The organism is Streptomyces prasinopilosus (assembly GCF_001419695.1).
Lineage (GTDB): Bacteria > Actinomycetota > Actinomycetes > Streptomycetales > Streptomycetaceae > Streptomyces > Streptomyces prasinopilosus.
In genome coordinates, this window is sequence record NZ_LIRG01000066.1 from 43,383 (window position 1) to 63,792 (window position 20,410).

38 protein-coding genes are annotated in these 20,410 nt (G+C 69.6%); 1 reads left to right on the forward strand and 37 read right to left on the reverse strand.

Annotated features, from left to right (window positions below):
- Positions 1-9: 9 nt before the first annotated feature.
- The 12 genes from AOK18_RS04150 to AOK18_RS32840 all read right to left on the reverse strand — a co-directional run bounded on the left by AOK18_RS04150 (position 10) and on the right by AOK18_RS32840 (position 6,957).
- Entirely contained in the window at positions 10-585 is a 576-nt protein-coding gene (locus AOK18_RS04150; protein ID WP_055693388.1) for a hypothetical protein, read from the reverse strand.
- A gap of 15 nt (positions 586-600) precedes the next feature.
- Positions 601-882: a hypothetical protein gene (locus AOK18_RS04155; protein WP_055693389.1), complete on the reverse strand. Its 282-nt coding sequence runs from the start codon at positions 880-882 to the stop codon at positions 601-603.
- 32 nt (positions 883-914) lie between these two features.
- Positions 915-1,136 carry a hypothetical protein gene (locus tag AOK18_RS04160; RefSeq protein ID WP_055693390.1) on the reverse strand — a complete coding sequence of 74 codons (222 nt, stop codon included), beginning with the start codon at positions 1,134-1,136 and terminating at the stop codon, positions 915-917.
- Positions 1,129-1,671, reverse strand: coding sequence for a class I SAM-dependent methyltransferase (locus AOK18_RS04165; protein WP_055693391.1), 543 nt, complete (start codon positions 1,669-1,671; stop codon positions 1,129-1,131). Before AOK18_RS04165 ends, AOK18_RS04160 begins: the two co-directional genes overlap by 8 nt.
- Before the next feature lie 9 nt (positions 1,672-1,680).
- Positions 1,681-3,228 carry an NlpC/P60 family protein gene (locus AOK18_RS04170; RefSeq protein WP_240503046.1) on the reverse strand — a complete coding sequence of 516 codons (1,548 nt, stop codon included), beginning with the start codon at positions 3,226-3,228 and terminating at the stop codon, positions 1,681-1,683.
- Between the two features lie 3 nt (positions 3,229-3,231).
- Entirely contained in the window at positions 3,232-4,020 is a 789-nt protein-coding gene (locus AOK18_RS04175; protein WP_157865018.1) for a hypothetical protein, read from the reverse strand.
- A gap of 8 nt (positions 4,021-4,028) precedes the next feature.
- Positions 4,029-5,144, reverse strand: a complete 1,116-nt coding sequence (locus AOK18_RS04180; protein ID WP_055693393.1) for a hypothetical protein — start codon at positions 5,142-5,144, stop codon at positions 4,029-4,031.
- Between the two features lie 10 nt (positions 5,145-5,154).
- On the reverse strand, positions 5,155-5,541 hold the full coding sequence (locus AOK18_RS04185; protein WP_055693394.1) for a phage tail fiber protein: 387 nt from the start codon (positions 5,539-5,541) through the stop codon (positions 5,155-5,157).
- 101 nt (positions 5,542-5,642) lie between these two features.
- Positions 5,643-6,035 (reverse strand): helix-turn-helix domain-containing protein, encoded by a 393-nt coding sequence (locus tag AOK18_RS30310; protein ID WP_157865019.1) that lies wholly within the window; start codon positions 6,033-6,035, stop codon positions 5,643-5,645.
- 53 nt (positions 6,036-6,088) lie between these two features.
- Complete coding sequence (locus AOK18_RS04195) at positions 6,089-6,355, reverse strand: helix-turn-helix domain-containing protein (protein WP_240503047.1); 267 nt, start codon at positions 6,353-6,355, stop codon at positions 6,089-6,091.
- A gap of 44 nt (positions 6,356-6,399) precedes the next feature.
- Positions 6,400-6,633 carry a helix-turn-helix transcriptional regulator gene (locus AOK18_RS04200; RefSeq protein WP_055693397.1) on the reverse strand — a complete coding sequence of 78 codons (234 nt, stop codon included), beginning with the start codon at positions 6,631-6,633 and terminating at the stop codon, positions 6,400-6,402.
- Positions 6,634-6,768: 135 nt separating this feature from the next.
- A complete protein-coding gene (locus AOK18_RS32840) occupies positions 6,769-6,957 on the reverse strand; it encodes a helix-turn-helix domain-containing protein (RefSeq protein WP_157865020.1) in 189 nt (62 codons plus the stop codon).
- Between the two features lie 73 nt (positions 6,958-7,030).
- Between AOK18_RS32840 and AOK18_RS04210 the strand changes: the two genes are divergently transcribed.
- Positions 7,031-8,188, forward strand: coding sequence for an RNA-guided endonuclease InsQ/TnpB family protein (locus tag AOK18_RS04210; protein WP_079104836.1), 1,158 nt, complete (start codon positions 7,031-7,033; stop codon positions 8,186-8,188).
- A 177-nt stretch (positions 8,189-8,365) separates the two neighbouring features.
- On the opposite strand, the gene AOK18_RS04215 is transcribed toward AOK18_RS04210, so the two are convergent.
- The 25 genes from AOK18_RS04215 to AOK18_RS35080 form a co-directional block, all read right to left on the reverse strand.
- Positions 8,366-8,605 carry a hypothetical protein gene (locus AOK18_RS04215; protein WP_055693399.1) on the reverse strand — a complete coding sequence of 80 codons (240 nt, stop codon included), beginning with the start codon at positions 8,603-8,605 and terminating at the stop codon, positions 8,366-8,368.
- 123 nt (positions 8,606-8,728) lie between these two features.
- The gene (locus AOK18_RS32845; protein ID WP_157865021.1) at positions 8,729-8,989 is read right to left on the reverse strand and encodes a hypothetical protein; all 261 of its coding nucleotides are present in this window, start codon (positions 8,987-8,989) and stop codon (positions 8,729-8,731) included.
- Positions 8,986-9,456: a DUF6221 family protein gene (locus AOK18_RS04220; protein WP_055693400.1), complete on the reverse strand. Its 471-nt coding sequence runs from the start codon at positions 9,454-9,456 to the stop codon at positions 8,986-8,988. Before AOK18_RS04220 ends, AOK18_RS32845 begins: the two co-directional genes overlap by 4 nt.
- On the reverse strand, positions 9,453-10,169 hold the full coding sequence (locus tag AOK18_RS04225; RefSeq protein WP_055693401.1) for a hypothetical protein: 717 nt from the start codon (positions 10,167-10,169) through the stop codon (positions 9,453-9,455). Before AOK18_RS04225 ends, AOK18_RS04220 begins: the two co-directional genes overlap by 4 nt.
- A 136-nt stretch (positions 10,170-10,305) precedes the next feature.
- A complete protein-coding gene (locus AOK18_RS04230) occupies positions 10,306-10,497 on the reverse strand; it encodes a hypothetical protein (RefSeq protein WP_055693402.1) in 192 nt (63 codons plus the stop codon).
- Between the two features lie 7 nt (positions 10,498-10,504).
- Positions 10,505-10,795: a hypothetical protein gene (locus AOK18_RS04235; protein WP_055693403.1), complete on the reverse strand. Its 291-nt coding sequence runs from the start codon at positions 10,793-10,795 to the stop codon at positions 10,505-10,507.
- Positions 10,792-11,040, reverse strand: coding sequence for a hypothetical protein (locus AOK18_RS04240; protein WP_055693404.1), 249 nt, complete (start codon positions 11,038-11,040; stop codon positions 10,792-10,794). Before AOK18_RS04240 ends, AOK18_RS04235 begins: the two co-directional genes overlap by 4 nt.
- On the reverse strand, positions 11,037-11,168 hold the full coding sequence (locus AOK18_RS35075; protein ID WP_276205334.1) for a hypothetical protein: 132 nt from the start codon (positions 11,166-11,168) through the stop codon (positions 11,037-11,039). The genes AOK18_RS04240 and AOK18_RS35075 overlap by 4 nt, the downstream gene beginning before the upstream one ends.
- Positions 11,165-11,332, reverse strand: a complete 168-nt coding sequence (locus tag AOK18_RS32850; protein WP_157865022.1) for a hypothetical protein — start codon at positions 11,330-11,332, stop codon at positions 11,165-11,167. Before AOK18_RS32850 ends, AOK18_RS35075 begins: the two co-directional genes overlap by 4 nt.
- Before the next feature lie 130 nt (positions 11,333-11,462).
- On the reverse strand, positions 11,463-11,696 hold the full coding sequence (locus AOK18_RS04245) for a hypothetical protein (RefSeq protein ID WP_055693405.1): 234 nt from the start codon (positions 11,694-11,696) through the stop codon (positions 11,463-11,465).
- A gap of 54 nt (positions 11,697-11,750) precedes the next feature.
- The gene (locus AOK18_RS04250) at positions 11,751-12,038 is read right to left on the reverse strand and encodes a hypothetical protein (protein ID WP_055693406.1); all 288 of its coding nucleotides are present in this window, start codon (positions 12,036-12,038) and stop codon (positions 11,751-11,753) included.
- A 182-nt stretch (positions 12,039-12,220) separates the two neighbouring features.
- Positions 12,221-12,523, reverse strand: a complete 303-nt coding sequence (locus AOK18_RS04255) for a DUF7739 domain-containing protein (RefSeq protein ID WP_055693407.1) — start codon at positions 12,521-12,523, stop codon at positions 12,221-12,223.
- 1 nt (position 12,524) lies between these two features.
- Positions 12,525-12,743: a hypothetical protein gene (locus tag AOK18_RS04260; RefSeq protein ID WP_055693408.1), complete on the reverse strand. Its 219-nt coding sequence runs from the start codon at positions 12,741-12,743 to the stop codon at positions 12,525-12,527.
- A gap of 24 nt (positions 12,744-12,767) precedes the next feature.
- Entirely contained in the window at positions 12,768-12,983 is a 216-nt protein-coding gene (locus tag AOK18_RS04265) for a hypothetical protein (RefSeq protein ID WP_055693409.1), read from the reverse strand.
- Between the two features lie 23 nt (positions 12,984-13,006).
- Positions 13,007-13,495, reverse strand: a complete 489-nt coding sequence (locus tag AOK18_RS04270; RefSeq protein ID WP_079104840.1) for a DUF6197 family protein — start codon at positions 13,493-13,495, stop codon at positions 13,007-13,009.
- A gap of 208 nt (positions 13,496-13,703) precedes the next feature.
- Complete coding sequence (locus AOK18_RS04275) at positions 13,704-13,913, reverse strand: hypothetical protein (RefSeq protein ID WP_055693411.1); 210 nt, start codon at positions 13,911-13,913, stop codon at positions 13,704-13,706.
- Positions 13,914-13,944: 31 nt separating this feature from the next.
- Positions 13,945-14,346, reverse strand: coding sequence for a hypothetical protein (locus AOK18_RS04280; RefSeq protein ID WP_055693412.1), 402 nt, complete (start codon positions 14,344-14,346; stop codon positions 13,945-13,947).
- Positions 14,347-14,546: 200 nt separating this feature from the next.
- Positions 14,547-16,778 carry a hypothetical protein gene (locus AOK18_RS04285; RefSeq protein ID WP_055693413.1) on the reverse strand — a complete coding sequence of 744 codons (2,232 nt, stop codon included), beginning with the start codon at positions 16,776-16,778 and terminating at the stop codon, positions 14,547-14,549.
- Between the two features lie 63 nt (positions 16,779-16,841).
- Positions 16,842-17,303: a hypothetical protein gene (locus AOK18_RS32855; protein ID WP_055693414.1), complete on the reverse strand. Its 462-nt coding sequence runs from the start codon at positions 17,301-17,303 to the stop codon at positions 16,842-16,844.
- A 23-nt stretch (positions 17,304-17,326) separates the two neighbouring features.
- Entirely contained in the window at positions 17,327-18,667 is a 1,341-nt protein-coding gene (locus AOK18_RS04295; protein ID WP_055693415.1) for a hypothetical protein, read from the reverse strand.
- Positions 18,668-18,772: 105 nt separating this feature from the next.
- Complete coding sequence (locus AOK18_RS32860; RefSeq protein WP_157865023.1) at positions 18,773-18,946, reverse strand: hypothetical protein; 174 nt, start codon at positions 18,944-18,946, stop codon at positions 18,773-18,775.
- A gap of 138 nt (positions 18,947-19,084) precedes the next feature.
- On the reverse strand, positions 19,085-19,270 hold the full coding sequence (locus AOK18_RS04300) for a hypothetical protein (protein WP_055693416.1): 186 nt from the start codon (positions 19,268-19,270) through the stop codon (positions 19,085-19,087).
- Positions 19,271-19,308: 38 nt separating this feature from the next.
- Positions 19,309-19,689, reverse strand: coding sequence for a RapZ C-terminal domain-containing protein (locus tag AOK18_RS04305; RefSeq protein ID WP_055693417.1), 381 nt, complete (start codon positions 19,687-19,689; stop codon positions 19,309-19,311).
- Complete coding sequence (locus AOK18_RS04310) at positions 19,689-20,084, reverse strand: hypothetical protein (RefSeq protein WP_055693418.1); 396 nt, start codon at positions 20,082-20,084, stop codon at positions 19,689-19,691. Before AOK18_RS04310 ends, AOK18_RS04305 begins: the two co-directional genes overlap by 1 nt.
- Positions 20,085-20,192: 108 nt before the next feature.
- Complete coding sequence (locus tag AOK18_RS35080) at positions 20,193-20,318, reverse strand: hypothetical protein (protein ID WP_276205335.1); 126 nt, start codon at positions 20,316-20,318, stop codon at positions 20,193-20,195.
- Positions 20,319-20,410: the final 92 nt, after the last annotated feature.

Below are 20,410 nucleotides of genomic sequence, written 5' to 3' on the forward strand. Positions count from 1 at the left end.
CTGTGGGGTTCAGGGTTTCCAGTGGGGGCCGCGGAGTGCGGCGGGCACGTCGGCGGTGGTGATCGGTCGGGTCGGATAGCTGGTGATGCGCATCTCGTAACCGAAGTCGTCGGGGAGGCCGCCGTCTGCCTCGGGCGGCTGGGGCCGGTCGAGTCCGGCGAGGATCTCGTCCGTCAGCCCGTGCGCGTGCGCGAGGTCCAGCAGCTCGGGGCAGTCGTTGAGGTTCTCGGTGACGGGGTCGTCGCAGTCGCCTTCGGTTCCGCAGCCGTGGCAGGGAGCCTCGTGCGCCCAGGTCCACTCGGTAGCGAGCCGGTGCCGGGCGAGGATCCGCCGGTCCGCCTCACAGCGACGCAGGACGGCGGTGGCCGACTGCACGGGCGCGGGCGTCTCGTCGCGCGGTTCAACGCCGCACTGGGCGATGTCGAGTTGCAGCCCGTCCGGGGTCTGCGTGACTCCGGTGACGGTGCCGGTGATGGCGGGCCCGCCACTGTGAGGCTCGAAGACGACCCGCCGGTATTCCAGCTCGGCGCGGGCGGACGCTTCGACGCGGTCGACTTGCCGGGTGATCCAGGCGTGGAGATCCATGGCGCGGGCTCCGGTTCAACTGTCTTCAGGCGATGGGTCGGCGGCTGGACGGATGAGGTCGGAGGCCCATACGGCGCCAGCGTCGAAGGTGTCGTCGTGCTGTTCGGGTGCTTCTTCGGTGCGAATCTTCTCGGCCGCTTCGTGCAGGACGGCGTCGACGAGTGTGGTGGCTTCCTCGTGGGTCCAGAGGAAGCCGCCTTCAGCAACGCTCATGCGGGTGATGAGATCGTCGTAGGCGCTTTCGGGTTCGGGGATGCTGCCGAGGAGCCGTCCGAGGAAGTGCGTGGGATCGGCCATGGCGCGGGCCTTCCGTGGGGTCAGGTTGCGGTCTACGGGGTGGGCGGTGTGGTCCGCCACTGGTCGGGGGTGATCTGCTCGGGGAGAGGACCGATCACCCGAAACCACCAGTCGACGGTCTTGCCTCGCATCGCCACCTGCTGCTCGGGCGACAGGTTGTGGATGCAGTCGCGGTGATGCAGGTGCCTGCCGCCGTTCTCGGCCCGCTTGCGGAGAGCAGCGGCGGCGATCGTGCGGGCGTCGAGGTCAGCCACGGTTCCACCACCAGCACCCAAGCGTGTTCCCGCGCAGGCTGTCGACGTTCCCGCCGAGTCCGGCGAGCACCTGGTCCATGTCGTCCGCATCCCACTGGTGGAGGTGCGCCTCGTGCGGGTTGCCGTCCACCTCACCCTGAATGGACTCGACGATCGGCACGGACACGAGGATGTTCCACGCCCCGGCGGCGACGATCCGCTCCAGCAGCGTGACGGCGTCCTCGCGCGGCATGTGCTCTAGCACGTCCCCGAGCAGGACCGCGTCCCGGTAGTACAGGTGGTCGGGTGCTTCGCGGGCGTCGAGGTTGTGGACCTCGTCGTACATGCCGGTCCGCTTCGCCGTGTTCTTCAGGCCGTACTTACGGATGTACGGCTTGTGGATCTCGATGCAGGTCCACCAGACGCCGTGATGCACGGGCCGGAAGAGTTTCGCGTAGGTCCCCTCACCCGGCCCGACATCGCACACCGTGTTCGGCAGGTGGTAGCGGAATCGTTCGAGGGACCAGTCCTTGCCCTCGGCATCACTGGTGGGCATGACGGTCTCCTAGAAGCGTCGAATGAGACGGAGGCTGGTGGCGTACAGGCCGGTACCGTCCAGGGCGGAGGATCCACCCAAGTCACCGAAGGTGGGCCCGTTCGGCGTTTTGCGCGAGTTGATGAACCGGGGGTGACCGGCGGTGTCGACGCCAAGGTAGATCCCGTTGTGGTCCATCTCGCCGGCCGTGGCCTCGGTGGTCGCGTCGAAGTGCGGCACGTCCCCGATCTGCATGTTCGTGAGCGGCGGCGCCGTGCCGGTGGCCTGGGCGACGATGATGCCGGGCCCGTTCGGGCCGATGTCTCGCGTCCTGCGCGGGAGGTTCAGGCCGTTGATGGCCTGGTCACGGACCATGGGAATGCCCATCTGGTAGCCGTAGACCATGCGCACGAAGCCGGAGCAGTCGAGGCTCTTCTGCCACTTCGGATCGGGCGCGGGCACGGTCTCGCCGCTGACGAACGTCCACGGCAGGCCCATGTACTCGTGGAAGTCGGCGCCTTCCATGCGGGTGCCGTCCACGTCGTCGGGCCCGTACTTCGACTCCCCCACGATCTGCGCTCCGGCGAGGGCGGGGCTGGTGACGGCGGGGGCGCCGGTGACGTACATGAGCGCGTAGGCGAGAACGTCAGGGCTGCTGTCGACCGCCCACCGCCGAATCTGGTCGGCGAGTGCCGGCGTCCATGTCCCGTCGAACGGCGTCGGGAGGACACGCACCCACGTGCTGTGAGTAATGACGGGCGGGTCGGGCCAGGTGCCGGAGTACAGCTGAAGGTCGTGCACCTTGAACTGGAATGGGATCGCGGTGCTACCAGTGGTGGCGATGCCGCGAACACCGATCCGGCCAGCGCCGAGCGTGGCGTCGACGACTTCGTGCGTCCAGGTGGTCGGTTCCGGGGTGCCGTCCTTCCAGGCGCGGCAGCGGATCGTAGTCCCGATGCGTTGGGCGCGGATGTGCCAGACGTCGCCGACGACGTAGCCGGTGCCGAGTTGAGTGGCGGCGCCGATGGTGGTGGTGCCGCTGGGAGTCTGGCATTCGAGAATGAGCTGGACGGCACCGGTCGTGAGGACTGACATGCGGGCCCGGTACTGGCTGGTGCTGCTGGTGTACGCGAATGACAGGGCCAGGCTGCTGGCGTTGCCGGTGGGCGTCTTGTCCAGGCTCCAGGACAGGCGGGCGTCCAGGTCGGTGATGTCGTCGACAAGCGATGTGTGCCGGGACGCGTTCACTGCGGTCATGTTGATGATGCCGGTACCGCTCGACACTGTGTAGTCGGCGTCGGTGCCGTTGCTGTTGGACCAGTTGCCGCCTGCGGGTGAGACTCCCCAGCCGCTTGTGGTGGTGCGGTCGAAGCTGTCGACGTGCGGGCGCTTCGTCTCGGTGAATGTCCTCTGCGGGCCCCGTATGGCGACGGTGCGCGCCCCGATGGTGAGCGTGGCTAGCACGCCCTGCGCGTCGGAGACTTGCAGCCGGGCCGGCCCGGTCAGGGTCTGGGTGGTGAGCGTGGTGGGCGGCGGCTGGTACAGCATCTGCCCGTCGTCGACGGTGTAGACCGCCATCGCTCACACCCCTTGCAGGTCGACCTGGATCGTGACCGCGGTCGGCGTACCGGTGACGGAACGGATCGCCACGGTGAGACTGTCCCCCGCGGCGAAGGTGGCGTTCTGCACGGACGGCCCGGACATCCACGTGCTCGCGGTCGACAGCGACAGGTTCGTGGCGAGGAGATCGACCGCACCCTTCTGCGCGTTGATCGTCGCACCGGTGCCCCCGACCCGGTACCCGCGCACCGCCGTCACCGTGCACGCCTTCGGCGCCCGCCACACCACGTAGGAGACCGCCCCGGTCGGGCCGGTGACGACCAGGCTCTTGCTGAGCGTGGTCGCTGCCGCGGGAAGGGTGAGGCTCGGCGCGGTGACACCGCCATCAGCGGCGACCGCGAACGTTCCCGGCCCGTTGAACGGCCCGGTGAACGTGCCGCCCGCCTTCGGGAAGAACTTCCCGTCAGCGTAAGCCCGATCCCCATGCGGGTCCACGGCCGCGAGGTGCGCGTCGACTTTCGCCGTCGCGTCGGCTGCCGCTGCCGCCCGATCGCCGTGCGGATCCGGAGCGGTGACGTGCCCCTGCAGCGCCTCCTCGGCATGCGCCCGGTCCCCATGCGGGTCCACAGCGGCCACATGCTCGTCGACCACACCCTGCGCCGCGGCCTCGACACCGTCGACCGTGGCCAGGCCCTCGACATCGCCCGTCTGCCCGTTCACGGAGGACACGAGCCCTGCGGACACCACAACAGTGCGCGCCTGCTGCCCGGTCGTCACCTCGATCTCGTCGGTGAGCGCCTCACCGGTCACCTGAAGCCTCACCGAGTCACCTCCAGCGAGACGACCGCCCGGCCCTGCAGCAGCCTGACGACGGTACCCGCCTTGAAGACTTCGAGGTCCCAGACCCCGTTCCGGGTGAGGGTTTCAGTGACCGTGGCGGGGATCGCGAGACGGATCGTGTCCCCGATGATGGTCAGGTAGTCGCCCAGGTCGAGGAGGAGTTCGCCGTGCTCGGAAGCGGGCGCCGACCGGATCTGTGAGCGCACCGACCAGCCGTCCCAGGAGAAGCCCGGCACGTCCGCGACCCGGTAGTTCTGCACGAACGTGGCGCCCTGCTCCAAGCGCAGATCGAAATGCCCTGCGGCCAACCCAGCCACCTCCGGGATCTCTGCACTGTCCGCATCCGCGGCAAGCGTCGCCTGCCCGACGAGGGCGGCTGTGGTGTGCGCGGCCAGGGTCGGGGCGGCGGTGAGGGTTGTGTCTGCGGTGAGTTCTGCCGTCGCGCGGGCGGCGACGCGGGCCGCGGCACTGAGGGTCGTCTCGGCGGACAAAGCCGCAGACGCTGTCCACACCGCCCCGTTGGACAGGGTGTTGAACAGGTCGAATGCGACGTAGTCGCCAGTGCCGCCATCCCGGTGGGCGCTCATGTCGAGCGCGCACGTATCCACTTCGGCTGGGATCCAGGCGGGGGTGGCGAGCGTCCTGCGGTTGGTCCACGTCGTGCCGTCCGGGGACGTGTCCCAGTAGAGGCTGGTGCCGTCCTCACGCATCCGCAGAAACAGGTGGGCGACGGGGCTGTAGGCGAGTTCGACGGCGGCATCATCCCAGTAGCCGGTCTCGGACACACAGCGGAGCATGCCCGACACCGCATTGATGATGAACCCGACGCGGGTGCCCTCGACCGAGCCTTGCACGGTGACCGCGCAGTACGCCTCCGCCGTGGCCCCGCCCGAGGCCGGCACGACGGGCACCTGCACGAAGAAGCTGGCCCCGGCGAGAGTCCACGCGTAGGCGGTCTGGCAGCCGGCGTAGTCGAGGGTGCACGGCACGCGCGCCCGGCCGCCGACCACCGCGGTCCCGCCGTAGGAGTTGCCCCAGACGGGGTTGAGTGCGGCCGCGTTGAAGTTGTCGACGAGCGTGGAGAGGCTCGGCACGGCCGCCTCCCTACGAGATCGACAGCGTCAGGGACCCGGCGGTGAGCTTGAGTTCGTCCCCCGCGGCGACGGTGCGGGACGCGGACAGCGGCCCGTACCAGAGGCGGACCGGGCTGCCTGCCGAGTCCCAGATCTCGACACCGACCACGGTCGCCGCGGGCAGCCCGGTCCACGCCAGGTCAACCGAGTTGCTGGTGGCCCCGTTGACAGCCGCGGCCACGCTGAGGTTCTGCCGGGCGTAGGAGCCGCCGGCCACCTCGGTGCCCGCAGCCGTGTCGGTGCCGTTCGCGGTGACCAGAGCGACCTTCAGTGGCGTAGTGGGCCGGGTCGGGGCGCCGACACCGAGGACCCAGTCGAGCGTCAAGTTCTCTGCCGTGTTGCTGAGCGAGTCCGGCACGCGGCCTCCTCCAGTTGGGCGCCGCGTGGCGCTGGGGTGGTGTCCCGCCGCCCTGGCGGGGGGCGCGGGCGGCGGGACCAGGCGGCGACCGGACCGCCCGTCTAGTGGCTGCCGATCTCGCGGTTGCGACGGATCGGCGGTCGGGAGTGCAGTAGGTAGAGCAGTGCTGCGCTACTGGGGTCCGGTGAGGGTTGGTCGAGTCGGCGGCGGCCGTCCATCCAGTCCCATGCCTGATCGGCGGGGATCGGTCCGGCGCCGGTGATCTCCACCTTCTCCGACGGGTTGTCGGTGGGCGGCAGCAGTAGCGCCGACGGCGAGACGTCGAGGGCGGCTGCGAAGACCACCAGTTCGTCTACGTGCACCTGGCGCTCGCAGCGCTCCACCTTGGAGATAGCGGACGGGGCGACTGTCCGGCCTGCGTCTCGGAGTCGGTCCGACAATGTATAGACGCTCAGGCCCCGAGCCTTCCGGATGCGTTTGATGTTGGCTGCCACGGTGGCGGCGGTAGGCCCGTACTGGACTGCGGGACGGGCGTGGCGCTGCTCGCTCATCGGCCCTCACCGCCGCTCCCGATGCGGATCTCTATCGACAGGTCCGACGGCGACAGGAGGAGCTGGGCTACCTGAACGTCGAGCGTCTTGGCCAGCGCGGCAAGGTCGTCGACGTCTACACGGCGCATGCCCTGCTCAATGCGTGTGATGCCGGAAGCGGGTATGGGTCGCCCCACTTCGGCAAGTCGGGTGCTGAGTTGCCGCGTACTGAGCCTGCGGGCTTCGCGGATGCGCTGGACGTTGGCGGCGACGTTGCTTCCCACGGGGCCGACCTCGATGGCCCGACGACCATACTGCTGGCCGCCCATCACTGCTCACCGCCAGGCTGCACCTGCGCCTTTACCTGCTCCGCATCCCACGCGTCGAGCACCGCGACGTCGTACAGCACCTTCCGGCCCCGTTTGACGCCGCCGGGGATGTAGCCGATGTGCCGCCAGTACCGCACCGTGCTCTCGGCGGTCCTGTAGCGCTCCGCCACTTCGGCGGTGGTCATGTACTTCTTGACCTGCTCATCGAGCGACGAGCGATTTCCGTTAGCCATGTTCGTCTCCAGGTGACACGGAGGCCCGGCGCCTGGAACGCCGGACCTCCTTCCCGCAGTAGCTAACTGCGGGCGCTTATCGGGGTTGTCGTCCGCCCGGCCCCCACTGTGATGTGCGCAAGGAGACTCCGGCCTTCAGGTCGGAGGGGAATCGCGCTTGCGGCGGGCCGGATGCTTGGCCCGCCAGTCGAGGAGTGCCTGACGCTCGAAGAGCAGGGTTCGACCGATCTTCGAAGGCTGCGGGAAGCCCTCCATGCGCTGGACGTAGGTGTATACGGACCGGCGGTCGATTCCGAGCAGGCCGGCGGCTTCGTCTGCGGTCAAGAAGTCGTCACTATTCACACTCAGTACGATAGACTGTTCCTGTTCGCACTCAGTTGGATTAAGGGGGTGGGTTGTGCAGCTCAGGTACCAGTTCCGCTTGTATCCCACCCGTGGCCAACAGCAAGCGCTCGCCCGCACCTTCGGCTGCGCCCGCGTCGTCTACAACGACGCCCTACGCATCCGCAAGGACGCGCACGCGGCGGGCACGCCGTTCCCGAAGTCCGGAGATCTGTCCAAGCAGCTCATCACCGAGGCGAAGCGCACACCTGAGCGTGCGTGGCTGTCGAACGCCCCGGTCGGCGTCATGCAACAGGCACTGCGCGACCTGGACCAGGCGTACCGGAACTTCTTCGACTCCCTGTCCGGAAAACGCAAGGGTCCGAAGATGAGCGAGCCCCGGTTCAAGTCCAAGCGGGACAACCGCCAGACCGCCCGCTACACCCGATCCGACTACTTCCGGGTACTCCCCGACGGCAAGCTCCGGCTGCCAAAGGTCGGCGAGGTGCGGGTGAAGTGGTCCCGCGACCTGCCATCCGACCCTTCGTCAGTCACGGTGGTGAAGGATGCGTCAGGCCGCTATTTCGCGAGCTTTGTCGTCCAGACCGACCCGTCCGAGGTGCTGCCGGAGTCGAGCGGCGAGGTCGGCATCGACCTGGGCCTGACGCACTTCGCGGTCCTCTCGGACGGGCGAAAGGTGTCCTCACCGAAATTCCTGCGCCGCGCCGAACGCAAGCTCCGCAAGGCACAGCAGGCCCTCTCCCGGAAGAAGAAAGGCAGCAACAACCGCAAGAAGGCCGTCGCCCGCGTGGCGCGGCTGCATGCCCGCGTCGCCGACACGCGGCGGGACCACCACCACAAGCTCTCCACCCAGTTGATCCGCGAGAACCAAGCGGTGTACGTGGAGAACCTGTCGGTAAAGGGGCTCGCTCGCACCAGGCTCGCGAAGTCCGTGCACGACGCCGGCTGGGCCCGGCTCACGGCGATGCTGGAGTACAAGGCTGCCCGGTACGGCCGGACCTTCGGCAAGGTGGACCGCTTCCTGCCGTCGTCGCAGACCTGTTCAGTGTGCTTCGTCATCGACGGGCCCAAGCCCCTCAGTGTCCGGGAGTGGACGTGCGGGGCCTGTCAGACCATCCACGACCGGGACGTGAACGCGGCCCGCATCGTCTTGGCCGCCGGACGGGCGGACAAGCCAAACGCCTGCGGAGGGACCGTAAGACCAGCCGCCTAGCGGAGGGCAGGACCCGATGAAACAGGAACTCGACTCAAGGCGAGCCGCCACGGCGGACGCCAGGGAGAGAATCTCCCGCCTTCAGGCGGGAGAGGACGTCAAAAGGACCGGGCGGACAAGGGGCCGAGCGCGAGGCGCTACCAGGCCCGGCCCTGCGGGAGCCACACGCAGGGAGATTCAGGCGGCGAGTAAGCCAGCTTCGATGATGCCGGGCGTGGGCCCGGGTTCGACGAGTTCGCGCGTGTCGGGGTCCCGGCGGGCTTCGGGGAGTTCGGCGAGGTCGTAGAGGACGCCGTTACGCCGCTGCGGGTTGTGGTGCCTGGTGAGTCGTCCTTCGGCTGCCCACCTGCGGATGGTGGTCGCGGGGCGGCCGGTCCAGTAGGCGGCAAGGTCTTCGGGAACGAGCTGCGGGGGCACTCGATCACCCCCAGACGCACGGAAGGGCCGCTTGGTGGCGGCCCTCCAGACACAGCGAGATCGATTGGAGCACACCATACGCTCGCCGCTGATCAGATGGCAACCCCTGTTGCTGAAACAGCATCACGGGGTGGACCCGGCTCCCTCTTCCTCGTCGAAGAGTGGTCGGATCAGGTGCAGGTACTCCCAGATCCAAATGCCGAGGTGTTCGGCGGCCGTGTGGTAGCCCTCAATGCGGAGGCGCCGGTTGGGCCGCCAGGTTCCTTCGGTGTGGCGGCGCAGCCAGTAGGTGCAGCGTGGTGACGGGGCGGGCGGGGACTGAGTCCAGTAGGCGGTGGCGTCATCTACGGGCGGCGGCTTGTGCCCCCATGGCGGGGCGCTCACGGCGCCCATTCCTCGCCCTTGTGGTCGGGGTGCCCGGCGAACGGCTGGGCGAGCAGGCGGAGGGTGCGGCAGGGGTATGGGCCGCCCGTCAGCTCGCCGTCGCTACTGATCTCGCCGCACGTCCTGCACACGGTGCCGTCGACGTTGACACCATCCCATCCGGTCGCGGCCGGATGCTCGTCAACGATGGCGAGCTTTGCATCAAGGTCGACGATGACGGCCTCGGGCTGGTTTGCCTCGATGTGCAGGGCGTCCGTCTTCTCATAGATGCCGCCGCCTTCGTGCGGTTGGTGGGCGACAACATCTACTTCTCCGGCTTTGATCTCCCAGTGTGTCGGGTCGCCCCAGCCATCTTCGGGAAGCCCGTACACGTAGGCTTCGGCGCGCCACAGTCCGGGAGTGGCTGCCGCTGCAATCGCCCGCCGTTCGGCGTACCGGGCCCGCAGGAAGTCGCCGATCTCGCTCATGCTGCCGCTCCCGTCTGGGTTGCCTGTTCGACGGTCACGGCGTCCTGCGCGGCTCGGAGTTCTCGCCACTCCCCCAGCGTCTCCCACCGCCCGCCGCAGCCTCCGCAGTGGACGCGGTGGCTGCCGGTGGATGCGGTGAGCTGCGTGCCGCACCATCCGTCGCCGACGACCGTGGGGCAGGCGCCGATCTGAACACGACCGGGCCGCTTCTCCCCGGAGGCGAGCGCCGCGCACTCGGAGTGCAGCTTGCACAGGTCGTCGATGTCCTGCCCGACGCTCTCGTAAGACGAGCACGCCCACAGCAGGTTGTTGCCGAGGAACCCGACCAGGTGCGGCACGGCCTGGGTCGGATTCCCGCGCCACGGGGCGACCGTCCAGCCGAGCGCCGCCCGCCACGCATCCTCGATCGCCGACAGTCGGGCCGCGATCCCGCCCGGACCAACCAGGGCGAGGACTTCGAGCCGCGGCGGGATCGGCGGCGTCTTACTGCCGGACGTCGCCCCGCCGGGACGCCGGGCACCGCGCATCAGCATGGCGGTGGTGTCGAGCTGGCGGAACAGGCCGGGGAGGTCACGGAGACGGCGGGCCGTGGCGTCCTCGCACGGCCGGCATGCGTACCGGCCGGCTTCGGCAACCCACAGCTGCCGCCCGCAGCGGGGGGTGATGCAGGTCGGCCACTCGTACTGGTCCAGGCTGGTGGGGTGGTCGTGCACGGCGGGCTCCTCGTGGTGCGGGATCCAGGGTGACGCTGTGGCCAATGATGCGGCACGCCGTTGACAACGCCGGGCCGTTGACCCGTGGCACGCCTGTGGGCCCGCACCAGACGGCACGGGCCCACAGGGGGTGGGTTCAGCGGTGGCGATGCCTGCCGAGGAGCAGGGTGACGGTGGCGGGGGTGACGAGGAGTATCGCGCAGCCGATCAGGAAGCGGGTCCAGCTGAGGTCGTCTCCAGCGGGCAGCAGGATCGCGGCGAACAGGCCAAGGCCCACGGCCGCACCGATCACCGAGTCGAGGAAGGCGCGCATGGTCGGGTCGGACATTGGTTCCTCACTTCTCCTTGTTGGTGGCCCACCGCTCCCATGCGGCGAGTCCGGCGATGGCGGCTTTCTCGATGGTGGTTTCGCGCCGTCGGGAGGCGCCTCCGGTGGGGAGCCGCCACGTCCACCCGTTCCGGCCCGTGGCGGAGGTGCCGCCGTAGGACGGCTCGACCACAACCAGCACCGCACCGCCGGACACCACATGCCAGCAGCGGGACTCCCGCCAGTCCGGGGCCTTCACCAGGGTGGCGGCGTCGACCACGGCGCGAGCACGGCGGGCCGACATGGGGCGGTGGGTCACGGTGCGCTCCGCATCGTCACGAGGGTGACCTTCTCGGCGAGCACGGACTCGTCGCCCGCGCGGTAGCCGGGCGGGAAGACGCTCACCGTGTACTCGCTACCGCCGGGCTCCTCGCCCAGGAGCGTCTCGCGGATCCCCGTCTTCACCTGGTCCAAGGCGTCGCGGGGAGACGTCGAGAGGACGGGCAACACGAGCGGCTCACCCTCTCGCCCCTCGAAGGTGACGTGCACCTTCCATACGGTCATGAGTCCTCGTCTCGGTCGAACCAGTAGCGGTCGTAGTGGGCGCAGGTGCGAGGGTCGTCGTCCCAGTCGTGCTGGTGGGGCTCGGACGGCGGCGGGACGTCGGGGGCGGGGGTGGCCGAGGTAGTCACCCGGTCTCCTGGCGGGCGTTGCGGCGGTCGGCGGCTTCCTGGGCGGCCTTGCGGGTGAAGCGCGGGTCGTAGCTGAGGTGGCTGACGGTGTCGTAGACATAGAAGTCGCGCGGGCCGGACTCCTGAACGACGAAGCGCGGGGCCGATTCGGTGGGAGCGGTCATCGCTCCTCCTTCCTGAACGGTTCGGTGGGCAGGCTCATCCGGTGACGAGCCCGGGGGTGGGAGGCGCCGGATTAGGGCGCCTCCCGTAGGCGATCGGGCTACGCGCCCAACTCGGGATACTGACCGGCCATCAGGCGTTCTGACGGTTGTGGAGGCGGGCCAGGACGGGCGTGAACTCGGCGACCAGGCCGGCGAACTCGGTCTCGGTGGCGATGCAGTGGTGCACCGGCGTGGAGTACGGCGTGGCCGCGTCATCCGGGGTCATGTTCAGCCGCCATGACTCGACGACGAACCGGCCGTCGCCGATGGGCTGCGCGGTGATGAAGCCGCCGGGGACCGGGGTGAAGACGGGAACCGTGGCCATCTGGGACTCCTTGCGGTGGTCGGGGCGGGGGTGTGAGCGGGGGGCCTGCGGCGGTCAGGACGGCTCCTGGCCGTACCCGCCGCGCTCGCCGATCAGCTTGCGGACGTCCTCCACAGGCACCTCCAGGAACAGCCGGCCCTTCGTCAGCTTCGGGTCGCCGGACAGGAACAGCTCGGCCGAGTCCTCGGCGTGGTCCCAGTCGACGTCGAGGCCGGGATGGCAGAACACCTCGTCGAACAGGTCGGCGCCGGCCGGACCGAACACGGTGACCTGGTGTCCGTCGGCGAAGACGATCAGGTGGTCGCCGCCAGCGAGGACAGCAGCGTCAAGGGTGGAGGTCATGGCGGGGCCTTTCAGGCGGGGGTGAGGGAGCGGGCGCGGACGCAGGTCGCCACAGGTCGGCCGGTGCTGTCGGCGAGCTGGAAGCGGGCCGTCCCGATGATCGGGTCGTCGCAGTTCAGGCACGTGCACGGGTGGGCGTGGTGGAGGCCGTGCAGGTCGGTGAGGCTGCCGTGCCTAGCTAATCAGCTCCATTCCCAGTTCTGTCCGGCGCGGGCTGCACGGTGGGCGGCGTCGGCGAGTTCGGCGGCGAGTTCTCCCCACTCCGGGCTCATGGACCGGGTGCCGGCGGCCTTCTCCATGAGGTCGCCGATGCGTCCGGCTTCGCGGGGCGGGATGAGGGCGATGTCGGCGAAGCGGCCGTCGAACAGGTAGCTGATCTCGCGCCACTCGCTGCTGGTGAGGGTGTGGGCGAGGTGCTGGCCGAGGTTGGCGATGGTGAGCGAGGACCGGCTACCGCGGACGCCGTGGCTGATGCGGATTGCCATGTCAGTCCTCCGCCAGGTGCTTGAACCGCTCGGGGAGTCGGGCGGCGGCGTCGATGACGGCTGCGTTGAGCCGCAGGTACTCGGAGGTCTCGTGGGTGATGCCAGCGGTGGCTTCGCGGGCCGTGTTCTCGCACAGGGCGGCTTCGGCTCGGTGGTAGGCGGCGACGGCCTGGTTCTCGTCGGCGTAGGTGCGGATCTGCTCGGGGGTGGGCTTGGTCATCGGGTTTCCTTCGGGTGAGTTGGGTTAGCGGCGGCGGTACTGGGCTTCGGCGTCGGCGATCGCTTCGGCCTGGGTGGCGGACAGTGCGGACTTGACGACGAACCGGCCGGTGGTGTTGTCGATGACGGCGGCGACCCATGTCTTGTCGGGGGTGGTGAGGGTGTCGCTGGGGTTGTCGGGCATGCGGCCGAAGGTCTGGCCGGTCTCCAGCCTGTGGTTGCGGTCGAGCTTGATGGCCATGTGTTGTTCCTTCCGGGTGCGGCTCAGAGGCCGCGGTTGTGGGCGTGGTCGGTGGCGCGGTCGAACGCTCGGAGGACGGGGGCGGGGCTGGTCTGGGCCGCGTTCCAGGACGGGATCGTCTCCGCGCCCGGGAAGGCCTGCTGGATGGCGTCGAGGAGGAGCACGCACGCGTCGTGGGTCTGGTCGCGGCCGGCGGCTTCGAGGCGGATGGCGCGGATCGGGCAGACGGCACCGGACTCGTCGTAGAGGGCATCGCGGCACCAGCCGCCGGTCTCGAGCCGGGTTCGGGCCCGGTGGAGGAGGCCGGCGATCGGCGTCCGGCACGGGTTGGGTGCCGCGGTCGGGGTGAGGCGCGGCAGGACGGGGTCGGCGCCGGGCAGGTGCGCGGTGCGAACCTCGTAGGCGACCGCGGCCTCGTCGAGACGGACCGACATGACGGCGTCAACGAGGGCAAGCCGGGTCTCGAGGTCGAGGGTGGTGTCGACGGACGGCCGGAGAGCGGTGACGGTCATCGGCGGGCCTTGCCGTTGCCGCTGCAGCACCAGCACAGGCCGCGAGCTCGGGCTTCGTCCGGGGAGAGGCTGCCGTTCTGGGCCTCCCACTGCTGGTCGGTCATGGGGTGGGGCATGATGAGGGTCTCCTCGTCTGGTCTTGAATCGGATGGGGAGGGAGGGGCGCCCCTGGTCGCTTCCAGGCATTCGAGGGGCGCCCCGGTCTTGGCTAGGCGAGCTTGCGGACTTCGCATGCGGTGATCCGCCCGCCCCTGAGGTGCGGGGCTTGGTGGAGGAGCATCTCTGCCACCTGCTCGGCCATCATTCGTTCTGTGGGCACGCGGCCCCCGACCGTCTCGGCATCGAGCGTCCCCTTGTGCTCGACGTACTTGCCGTCCTTCTCGATCCGGACGTGGGCGTACCAGCTGGTGCGGCGCATCTGTGTCTCCTTGCGGTGGGTGGGTTGGTGGTCAGACGCGTCGGCCGCGGATGCGGCGGGCCCGCGGGTCGGTGCCCTGCGCGGCGAGCTTCTCCATGCCCCGCAGTTCGGCCTCGTCCAGGTACGCGGAGTGGTCCTCGCCGAGCGGCGCACCGACCTGCGGGCCGGGCCCGGCGACGTTCCGCATGCCGGCCGGGGGCTTGTCGTAGACAGGCCCGTAGCGCAGGCAGAGCCCCTCAGCGCTCGTACCGCCGTCGGTCATCGGGTTGCCGGTGAACGGCGCCCGACGAGTGAAGGTGAACTCCGAGTACAGCTGGGCGTCCTCGTAGGGGGCCCGGTTCTGGGCGATGTCGTAGACGACGTAGTAGGGCTTGTTCAGGCGGGCCTCCTTGGCGAACTTCTTCGCCTGGGAGGGGCTCCAGGTCTTCGGCATGGGCCAGGTCTCCGTTTCAGATTTGCGGTGGTTTGCCGGGTGGACAGGTGGGGGTTTGCCCCGGTCTGCACCCCGGACAGGGGGTGGTCGACGGGTGGACGCGACCCGGGTCGCGTCCACCTGCCGTCCGGGTGACAGACCGGGATGAAAAGGGTCTTGTCCGGGGGCCTGTCCGGGGTGAACGGGCGAGTAAGCCCAGGTCAGGCGCCTTCGAGGAGGTCGAGCGCGTCCTCGATGTCGGCCCGCTTGTAGCCGTTCACGCGATTCGGCCGACCCGGGATCGTGATCTTCACGGTGCCGCCCGCTCCAGCGGCACGAAGCAGCTCGCTCAGGCGCTCCTCGGTCATGCCGCCGCCGATGATCTCGGCCATCTCATCCAGTTGGGCGACGTCCCGCTCGAGCTCGTCCATCGCTTTCAGTGCCCCGCGGCAGGCATCCATCTGCATGCGCTGCTCCGGCGTGTGGCTCAGGATGTGCCGGCCCGGCACGCCATCCCGCTTCGGTCCTCCCGCCGCCGAAGACAGACCGGTCGCGTTGAGGAGGTGCTGCTCGATCGGGTCCTCCCACTGCCCGGCCAGACGGCCCGACTTCTCGCGGATCCTGGCGGCCTTCTCCAGCAGCATGGTGATCTCGCCGCGCTCGTCCTCGTCCAGGTCGAAGGAGCGGGCCAGGTCGGTGACTCCGGCGAACGGGTTCACCAGCCAGCCGAAGCCGGGCCGCGGCGGGTCGAACTTGGAGGCGTCCCGGCCCGCGCTGGCCTGACCGCCCCCAAGGATGGCGTTGGACTGGGTGGCGTTCTCAACGCGCATCGCCCATCGGGCACCGCAGTTCATGGCGAGCGCCTGCGGGATGACATCGGCCTCCGGGTACTGGGTGATCAGCACCATGAGGATGCCTGCACCCGCAGCGACCGCAGACAGCTCGATCAGCGCTTCCAGGATCTCGTCACGCAGCGGCTTCCCGGGCCGCGTGTAGGTGGCCAGCTCGTCGATGACCAGCAGCTCGATGCCGCCGATCTGCTCAATCACGGGCGCGACCAGCTTGGACTTGCCGAGCGCGCCCAGGTCCCTCTCCCGCCGGTCCTTGTCGGCGAGCAGCGCCTTGAGCAGGGCCAGCAGCCGCTCGGGGTTCGGCTTGAAGTACGTCGACGCGACGCCCGCCTTGGAGTAGGGGTCCCACTCGCCATTGTTCTTCCCGGCAACGATCCGCAAGTTGATCCGCGGGTCGAAGGACGTGCCGACGACCAGGTTGGAGGCGCCGACGCCCTTACCGGATCGGGTCATGCCGGCGATGACGTAAGACTGGTTGTTGATGGCCAGGCGGATGGTGATGCCGCGCTTGTTCCAGGCGACGGGCACGCCGTCCTTGAAGGCGTCGAGCTGGGTCGGCGCCTTCAGCAGCGGGGACGGCCGGGTCTCTTCGAATGGGTCGCGGTCCGTCATCCAGAAGGAGGTGCGTACCTCAGTGCCTGCCTTCTCGATGTCGACCATGGACACGTCGCGGCCGAGTGCGCCAGCCAGCTTGGGCAGCTTCTTCTTCAGTTCGGCGACGGTGGTGCGGGGCGGCAGGTCGAAGACAACGGTGGTGCTGCCGTCCTTCTCGCGCTGCGGCACGGCGAGGATCTGGATCTGCTCGTTGGGCTTGACCTCGCCGATGTTGCGGAGCGCCTGCTCGAGTTCTTCAACCGTGAGCGCCGGGGGCGGCGGGGCGTTGAACTCCCGCATCCCAGGCTGCGACTCCAGCTTCGTCAGGTCGACCGGGGCGGCCAGCATCTGCGTCTCCGTGGTCGGGGCAGGTACAGGCTGGCCGACGTCGAAAGGGCGCGACACCAGATACCAGCCGTAGCCGGCTGCGGTGCCAAGCGCGGCCAGCAGCATGGGCTGCCCGCTGGCGGCCTGCTCTATCGCGCCGCCCAGGACGGACATGGCGCCCAGTCCGCCACCGGCGACGATCGCGGCTCGGCTGGCCTTCTTGCTGGTGCGGGCGGCGTTGATCTCCCGGTCGGTCGGGGGCAGGAGCGGGGTGGCCTGCAGCGCGGCGAGCTTGGACTCCTCTGCGGCGACGCGCCCGCCGAGGCTGGCGAGGGTGCCGGCGCTGACGTCTTCGCCGGCCTCGGAGCGTGCCTTGGCGTGAGCGAAGCGGCCGTGGGCTTCCGCGGCGATCCGCTGCTGCTGGATCAGCTTGTTGTCGTAGCGGCCCTGCTTGCGGTCGGTGGCGTACTGGATGGCGGTGACGGGGTCGATGTCGGCGCCGGCCAGCCAGTGCTTGGTGCGGGCGGTGGCGTGGCCGTACTGCTTCTTGGCGGTGGTCTTGATGCGGTCGCTACGGGACGGCCCCTCGGGCTCGGCGGGCTTGGTCAGTTCCTCGTCGGACCACTCGAACGGCGGCTCGTAGGGCTCGTAGGGCGGCTGGTGCTCGATCTCGGTGGCCACAGGGCCTGTCCTTCCAGGAGTCGGGGGCGGGGCCCCGATGTGGGGCCCCGCACGAGGGGTGGGTCAGAGGCCGCCGAGGATGTTGCTGAGCGAGGCGACGCCGGTGTCGGTGAGCTGATCGGCCATGCCGCCGATCACGGTTCCGGCGAGCGCGACACCGAGAATCGTGACGACGACCGCGTCACCGACCTTCAAGTGACCGCCCTTGACCCGGAAGAAGACGACGAGGCCGAGGATCGCGATGGTGGCAACACCGGTCCCGATGGCCGCTCCGGACGCCTGGGTCTGGATGTTCTGCGGGTAGCCGGCGGGCATCTGCTGCGGGTTGGTGAGTGGGGCGCCGACACCGTTGGGGGTGAGGTCGCGGCCGATGCCGTCGGCGGCGCCCGGCTGGGTGTCGGTGCGGGCGACGGCGAGAACGGTCGCCTCGTGCTCCGGGCTCGCGGCGGCGGTCGCCGTGGCGCCTCCGAGGAGGGCGACGGTGGCGGTGGTCGAGACGGCGATGCGGCGAAGAGTGGCGTTCATTTCGGGTCTCCTGACGGGGTGGGTTAGGCGTTGGATGTGGGGTTGTTCTTCACGTAGTCGCGGAGGCGGACGGCGTACTCGTTGGAGCCGCCGCCGATCACTTCGCGGACCTTGCGGGCGGAGAGCTGGTCGACGTCTCCGAGGGCTTCGGCGAGCTTGCGAACCTTCTCGATGTGGGCCGGCTCAAGAGGCTTCTCGGGGGTCTTGGCGGAGGTGCGGCCAGATGCCTGCTTCCCTTTACGCCCAAGGGCTCCAGGCCCTTCGGAGGTGGTCCGGGAGCGGGCCCGTGACCCTCCCCCCGCGGGCCCTCCAGGGCCGCCTTCTGTGGTCGCTCCAGACGGCCCGTCGTCGCCTCCGTTGGCACCGAACACGTCGGCGAGCCAGAGGTCGACGGCGACGCTTTCGGGGCTGCGTTCGTAGTCCCGCATCACCTCTGCGATGGCCTCACGCGCAGCCTCGCGGGAGGCGAGCGATTCGGCCGTGACCGACAGCGGCAGACCGTGCTTCGTCTCCCATGCCTGCACCCACGCAGCCTCGCGACTGATGGCCCCCGTGGGGTGGGCGGCGATGATCCGACGGAACTCCTTGAACTCCTCCTCGAAGAGATCCTCACGGAGCTTGTCCTCGGCCTGCTCGGTCCGCTTCCGCTCCGCGTCGGCCTTCGCCTTCTCCCGGGCGACGCGTCGGTCCTTCGCGCGCTGCTTCAGGTCCCGGCCGTCCTCCGCGGCCTTCGACTCGAGGAACTGACGGACCTCCGCCAGCAGCGGGCCGATGACTGACGTGGCAGCGAGGGCGCAGCCGGCGACTGTGCCGTACTGGGTGACGCCGTGTGCGAAGTTGATGTAGCCGGCGAGCGACGCGAGCGTGGCAGTCAGCAGCCAGAACGGCCAGCGGGGCAGGCCCTTACGGTGCGCCCACCGGGTGCCCATGACGCCCACCCAGGCAAGCAGTTCGAGGAAGAACGGGATGGGGGCGAGCGTCCAGGCCGGGCCGGGGTTCTTGTCGTCCTTGTGGTGCAGGCCGAGGAAGTAGGAGATCTGGGCGGGGAGGGCGGCGAGCAGGCCGAGCGTCATGACGACGTTGACGAGGATCTTGAAGGTGGTGCCGTCGTCGTCGCGCTGCTCGCGTCGCTTCGCCTTGCGGACGGCCTTGTCGTCCTTCGCGGTCTCGGCGACGGCGGCGAGCTGGTTGCGCAGCTTGGTCTGCCTGACCTGCTCGGCGAGCTTGTCCGTCTCGGTCTTCGCCGCGTTGGCCTCGGCCTGCTGGGCGGCCGTCTGTGCTTCGGCGGCGAGCTTCGCGGCTTCGGCGCGGGCCTTGGCGGCGTCGGCTTCACGCTCCTCCCAGGAACGGTATCCGCTGCTCATCGGGTGTCCTTCCAGGACTTAGTGGGGGTGAACGATGGGGTGGTGCTGGGCCGGTTCTCCTCACCACCCGGTCGAGCCGGGCGGATCGGACAGCCGGTCAGCGGGTCAGTTCTCGTACAGGGCGCGTGCGCGCCGCCAGATCGGCTGCTGGCGCAGCTTGCGATCGAGTTCGGCGTTGACCGCCTGCGCTTCCGGCGACTCGTCGCCGTGCTTGCCGTCCGGGTCGGGACGGGCGGCCATCAGGCGCTTGATCTCGGCTCGGTCCTGCTTCCAGCCCATGACGGGCTCCTCTCGGGTCAGGTGGATGGCGGGTGGTGCAGTGCCCCGGTCTGCCTTTGCGGCTACGCCCGTGGTGGCCGGGCCGGGGCTGCCACCGCACGGAACGGGGGTGGACCGTGCGACGGCGGTATCGGAGGGTCAGACGACGTCCTGCCAGTCCCTGCCGGTCTGCGCGCGGAAGGCGTCGGCCATGTCGTCCGCCTTCACCTCGGCCACGAGGCCTTCCGGGGAGTCTTCGCCGTAGGTGGCCATGGTCTTGATCCGGTCGCGGTACGCGGCGTGGACCTCGGCGGCCTGAGCCTTGGGGGTCTTGCTGCGAAACATGCGGTACTCCTTCAGTTCGATCAGTCGGATTGGGTCGGTTAGCGCTGTACGACAGGGCGACGAATGTCGCGGTGGATGACGGTGACGGTGTGGCCGCGGCGCCGCAGTCGGCGGGCGAGCTGGTCGGCGACGACGACCGACCGGTGCCGGCCCCCGGCGCAGCCGGAGCCGATGACGATCGGCTTGTCGCCCGGACCCTCGGCGTAGGCCTGCACCTGCCGGGCGGTGGCCTTCAGGAGCGGCCGAATGCCTGCGGTGTGGAGCACGGCCCGCTGCACGAGCCGGTCGCGGCCGGTGAGCTGCCGCATCCGGGGGTCGACGTGCGGGTCACGGAACGCGCGCCGCAGGTCCAGCACGATGTCCGCCTCAGGAGCGCTGGCATGCAGGAAACCGAAGCTGACGATCTCGACGGCGGCCATCAGGCGGCGGCCGGGTAGTGGATGTGGAGTTCGGTGCAGCCGGTCACCCAGTCGAGGTGGATCGGGCACGTCTCGCGCTCGGCCAGCGGGACGGCGTAGACGGTCTCCCGGTGCAGGGCGCGGCACTTCTCCGCGTGCTCCTGCGCCCACTCACTGGCCTGGGCGTCGGAGAAGCGGCTGCCGTCGTTGAAGCCGACGGACGCGTTCCGCCGCCACTCCTGGTTGCAGTAGGCGCCGCAGCCCCCGCACCGGGCAGTGCTTACGTTCGGCTCGGTGTCGTCGAGGTAGAGGCTGTCGTGGCTGACGTCGACGGTGGCGCCGCCGACGGTCAGGTAGCGGGCGATGACGCCCTCGGGCCAGGCGGTCGACTGCGCGGGTTGGGTGGAAGAAGGCATGGCTGATCTCCTCGGCTGGTCATGCCGGAATGGATGAGGGTGGAAGCCGCGGGGTGGCGGGACGGAGGGGAGCCGTGGACATCCGCCACCCCGCGGCGGTCTTGGGGTCTAGCGCTGGCCGGTGGTCTTACGGGCGGCCTCGGCAGCCTCGGCGGCAGCCTTCGCCTCCGCGATCCGCTGCCGGGTCTGCTCCGCGAGAGCCTTCGCCGCAGCACCCTGCTCGGCGGGGCTCACGACGCCTCCCGCACGAGACGCAGCGGCCGGGTGGCCGGCTCGGGCCGGACGGTGACGGGCACGAACCGGTGTCCGAGCCGGGTGCGGGTGAC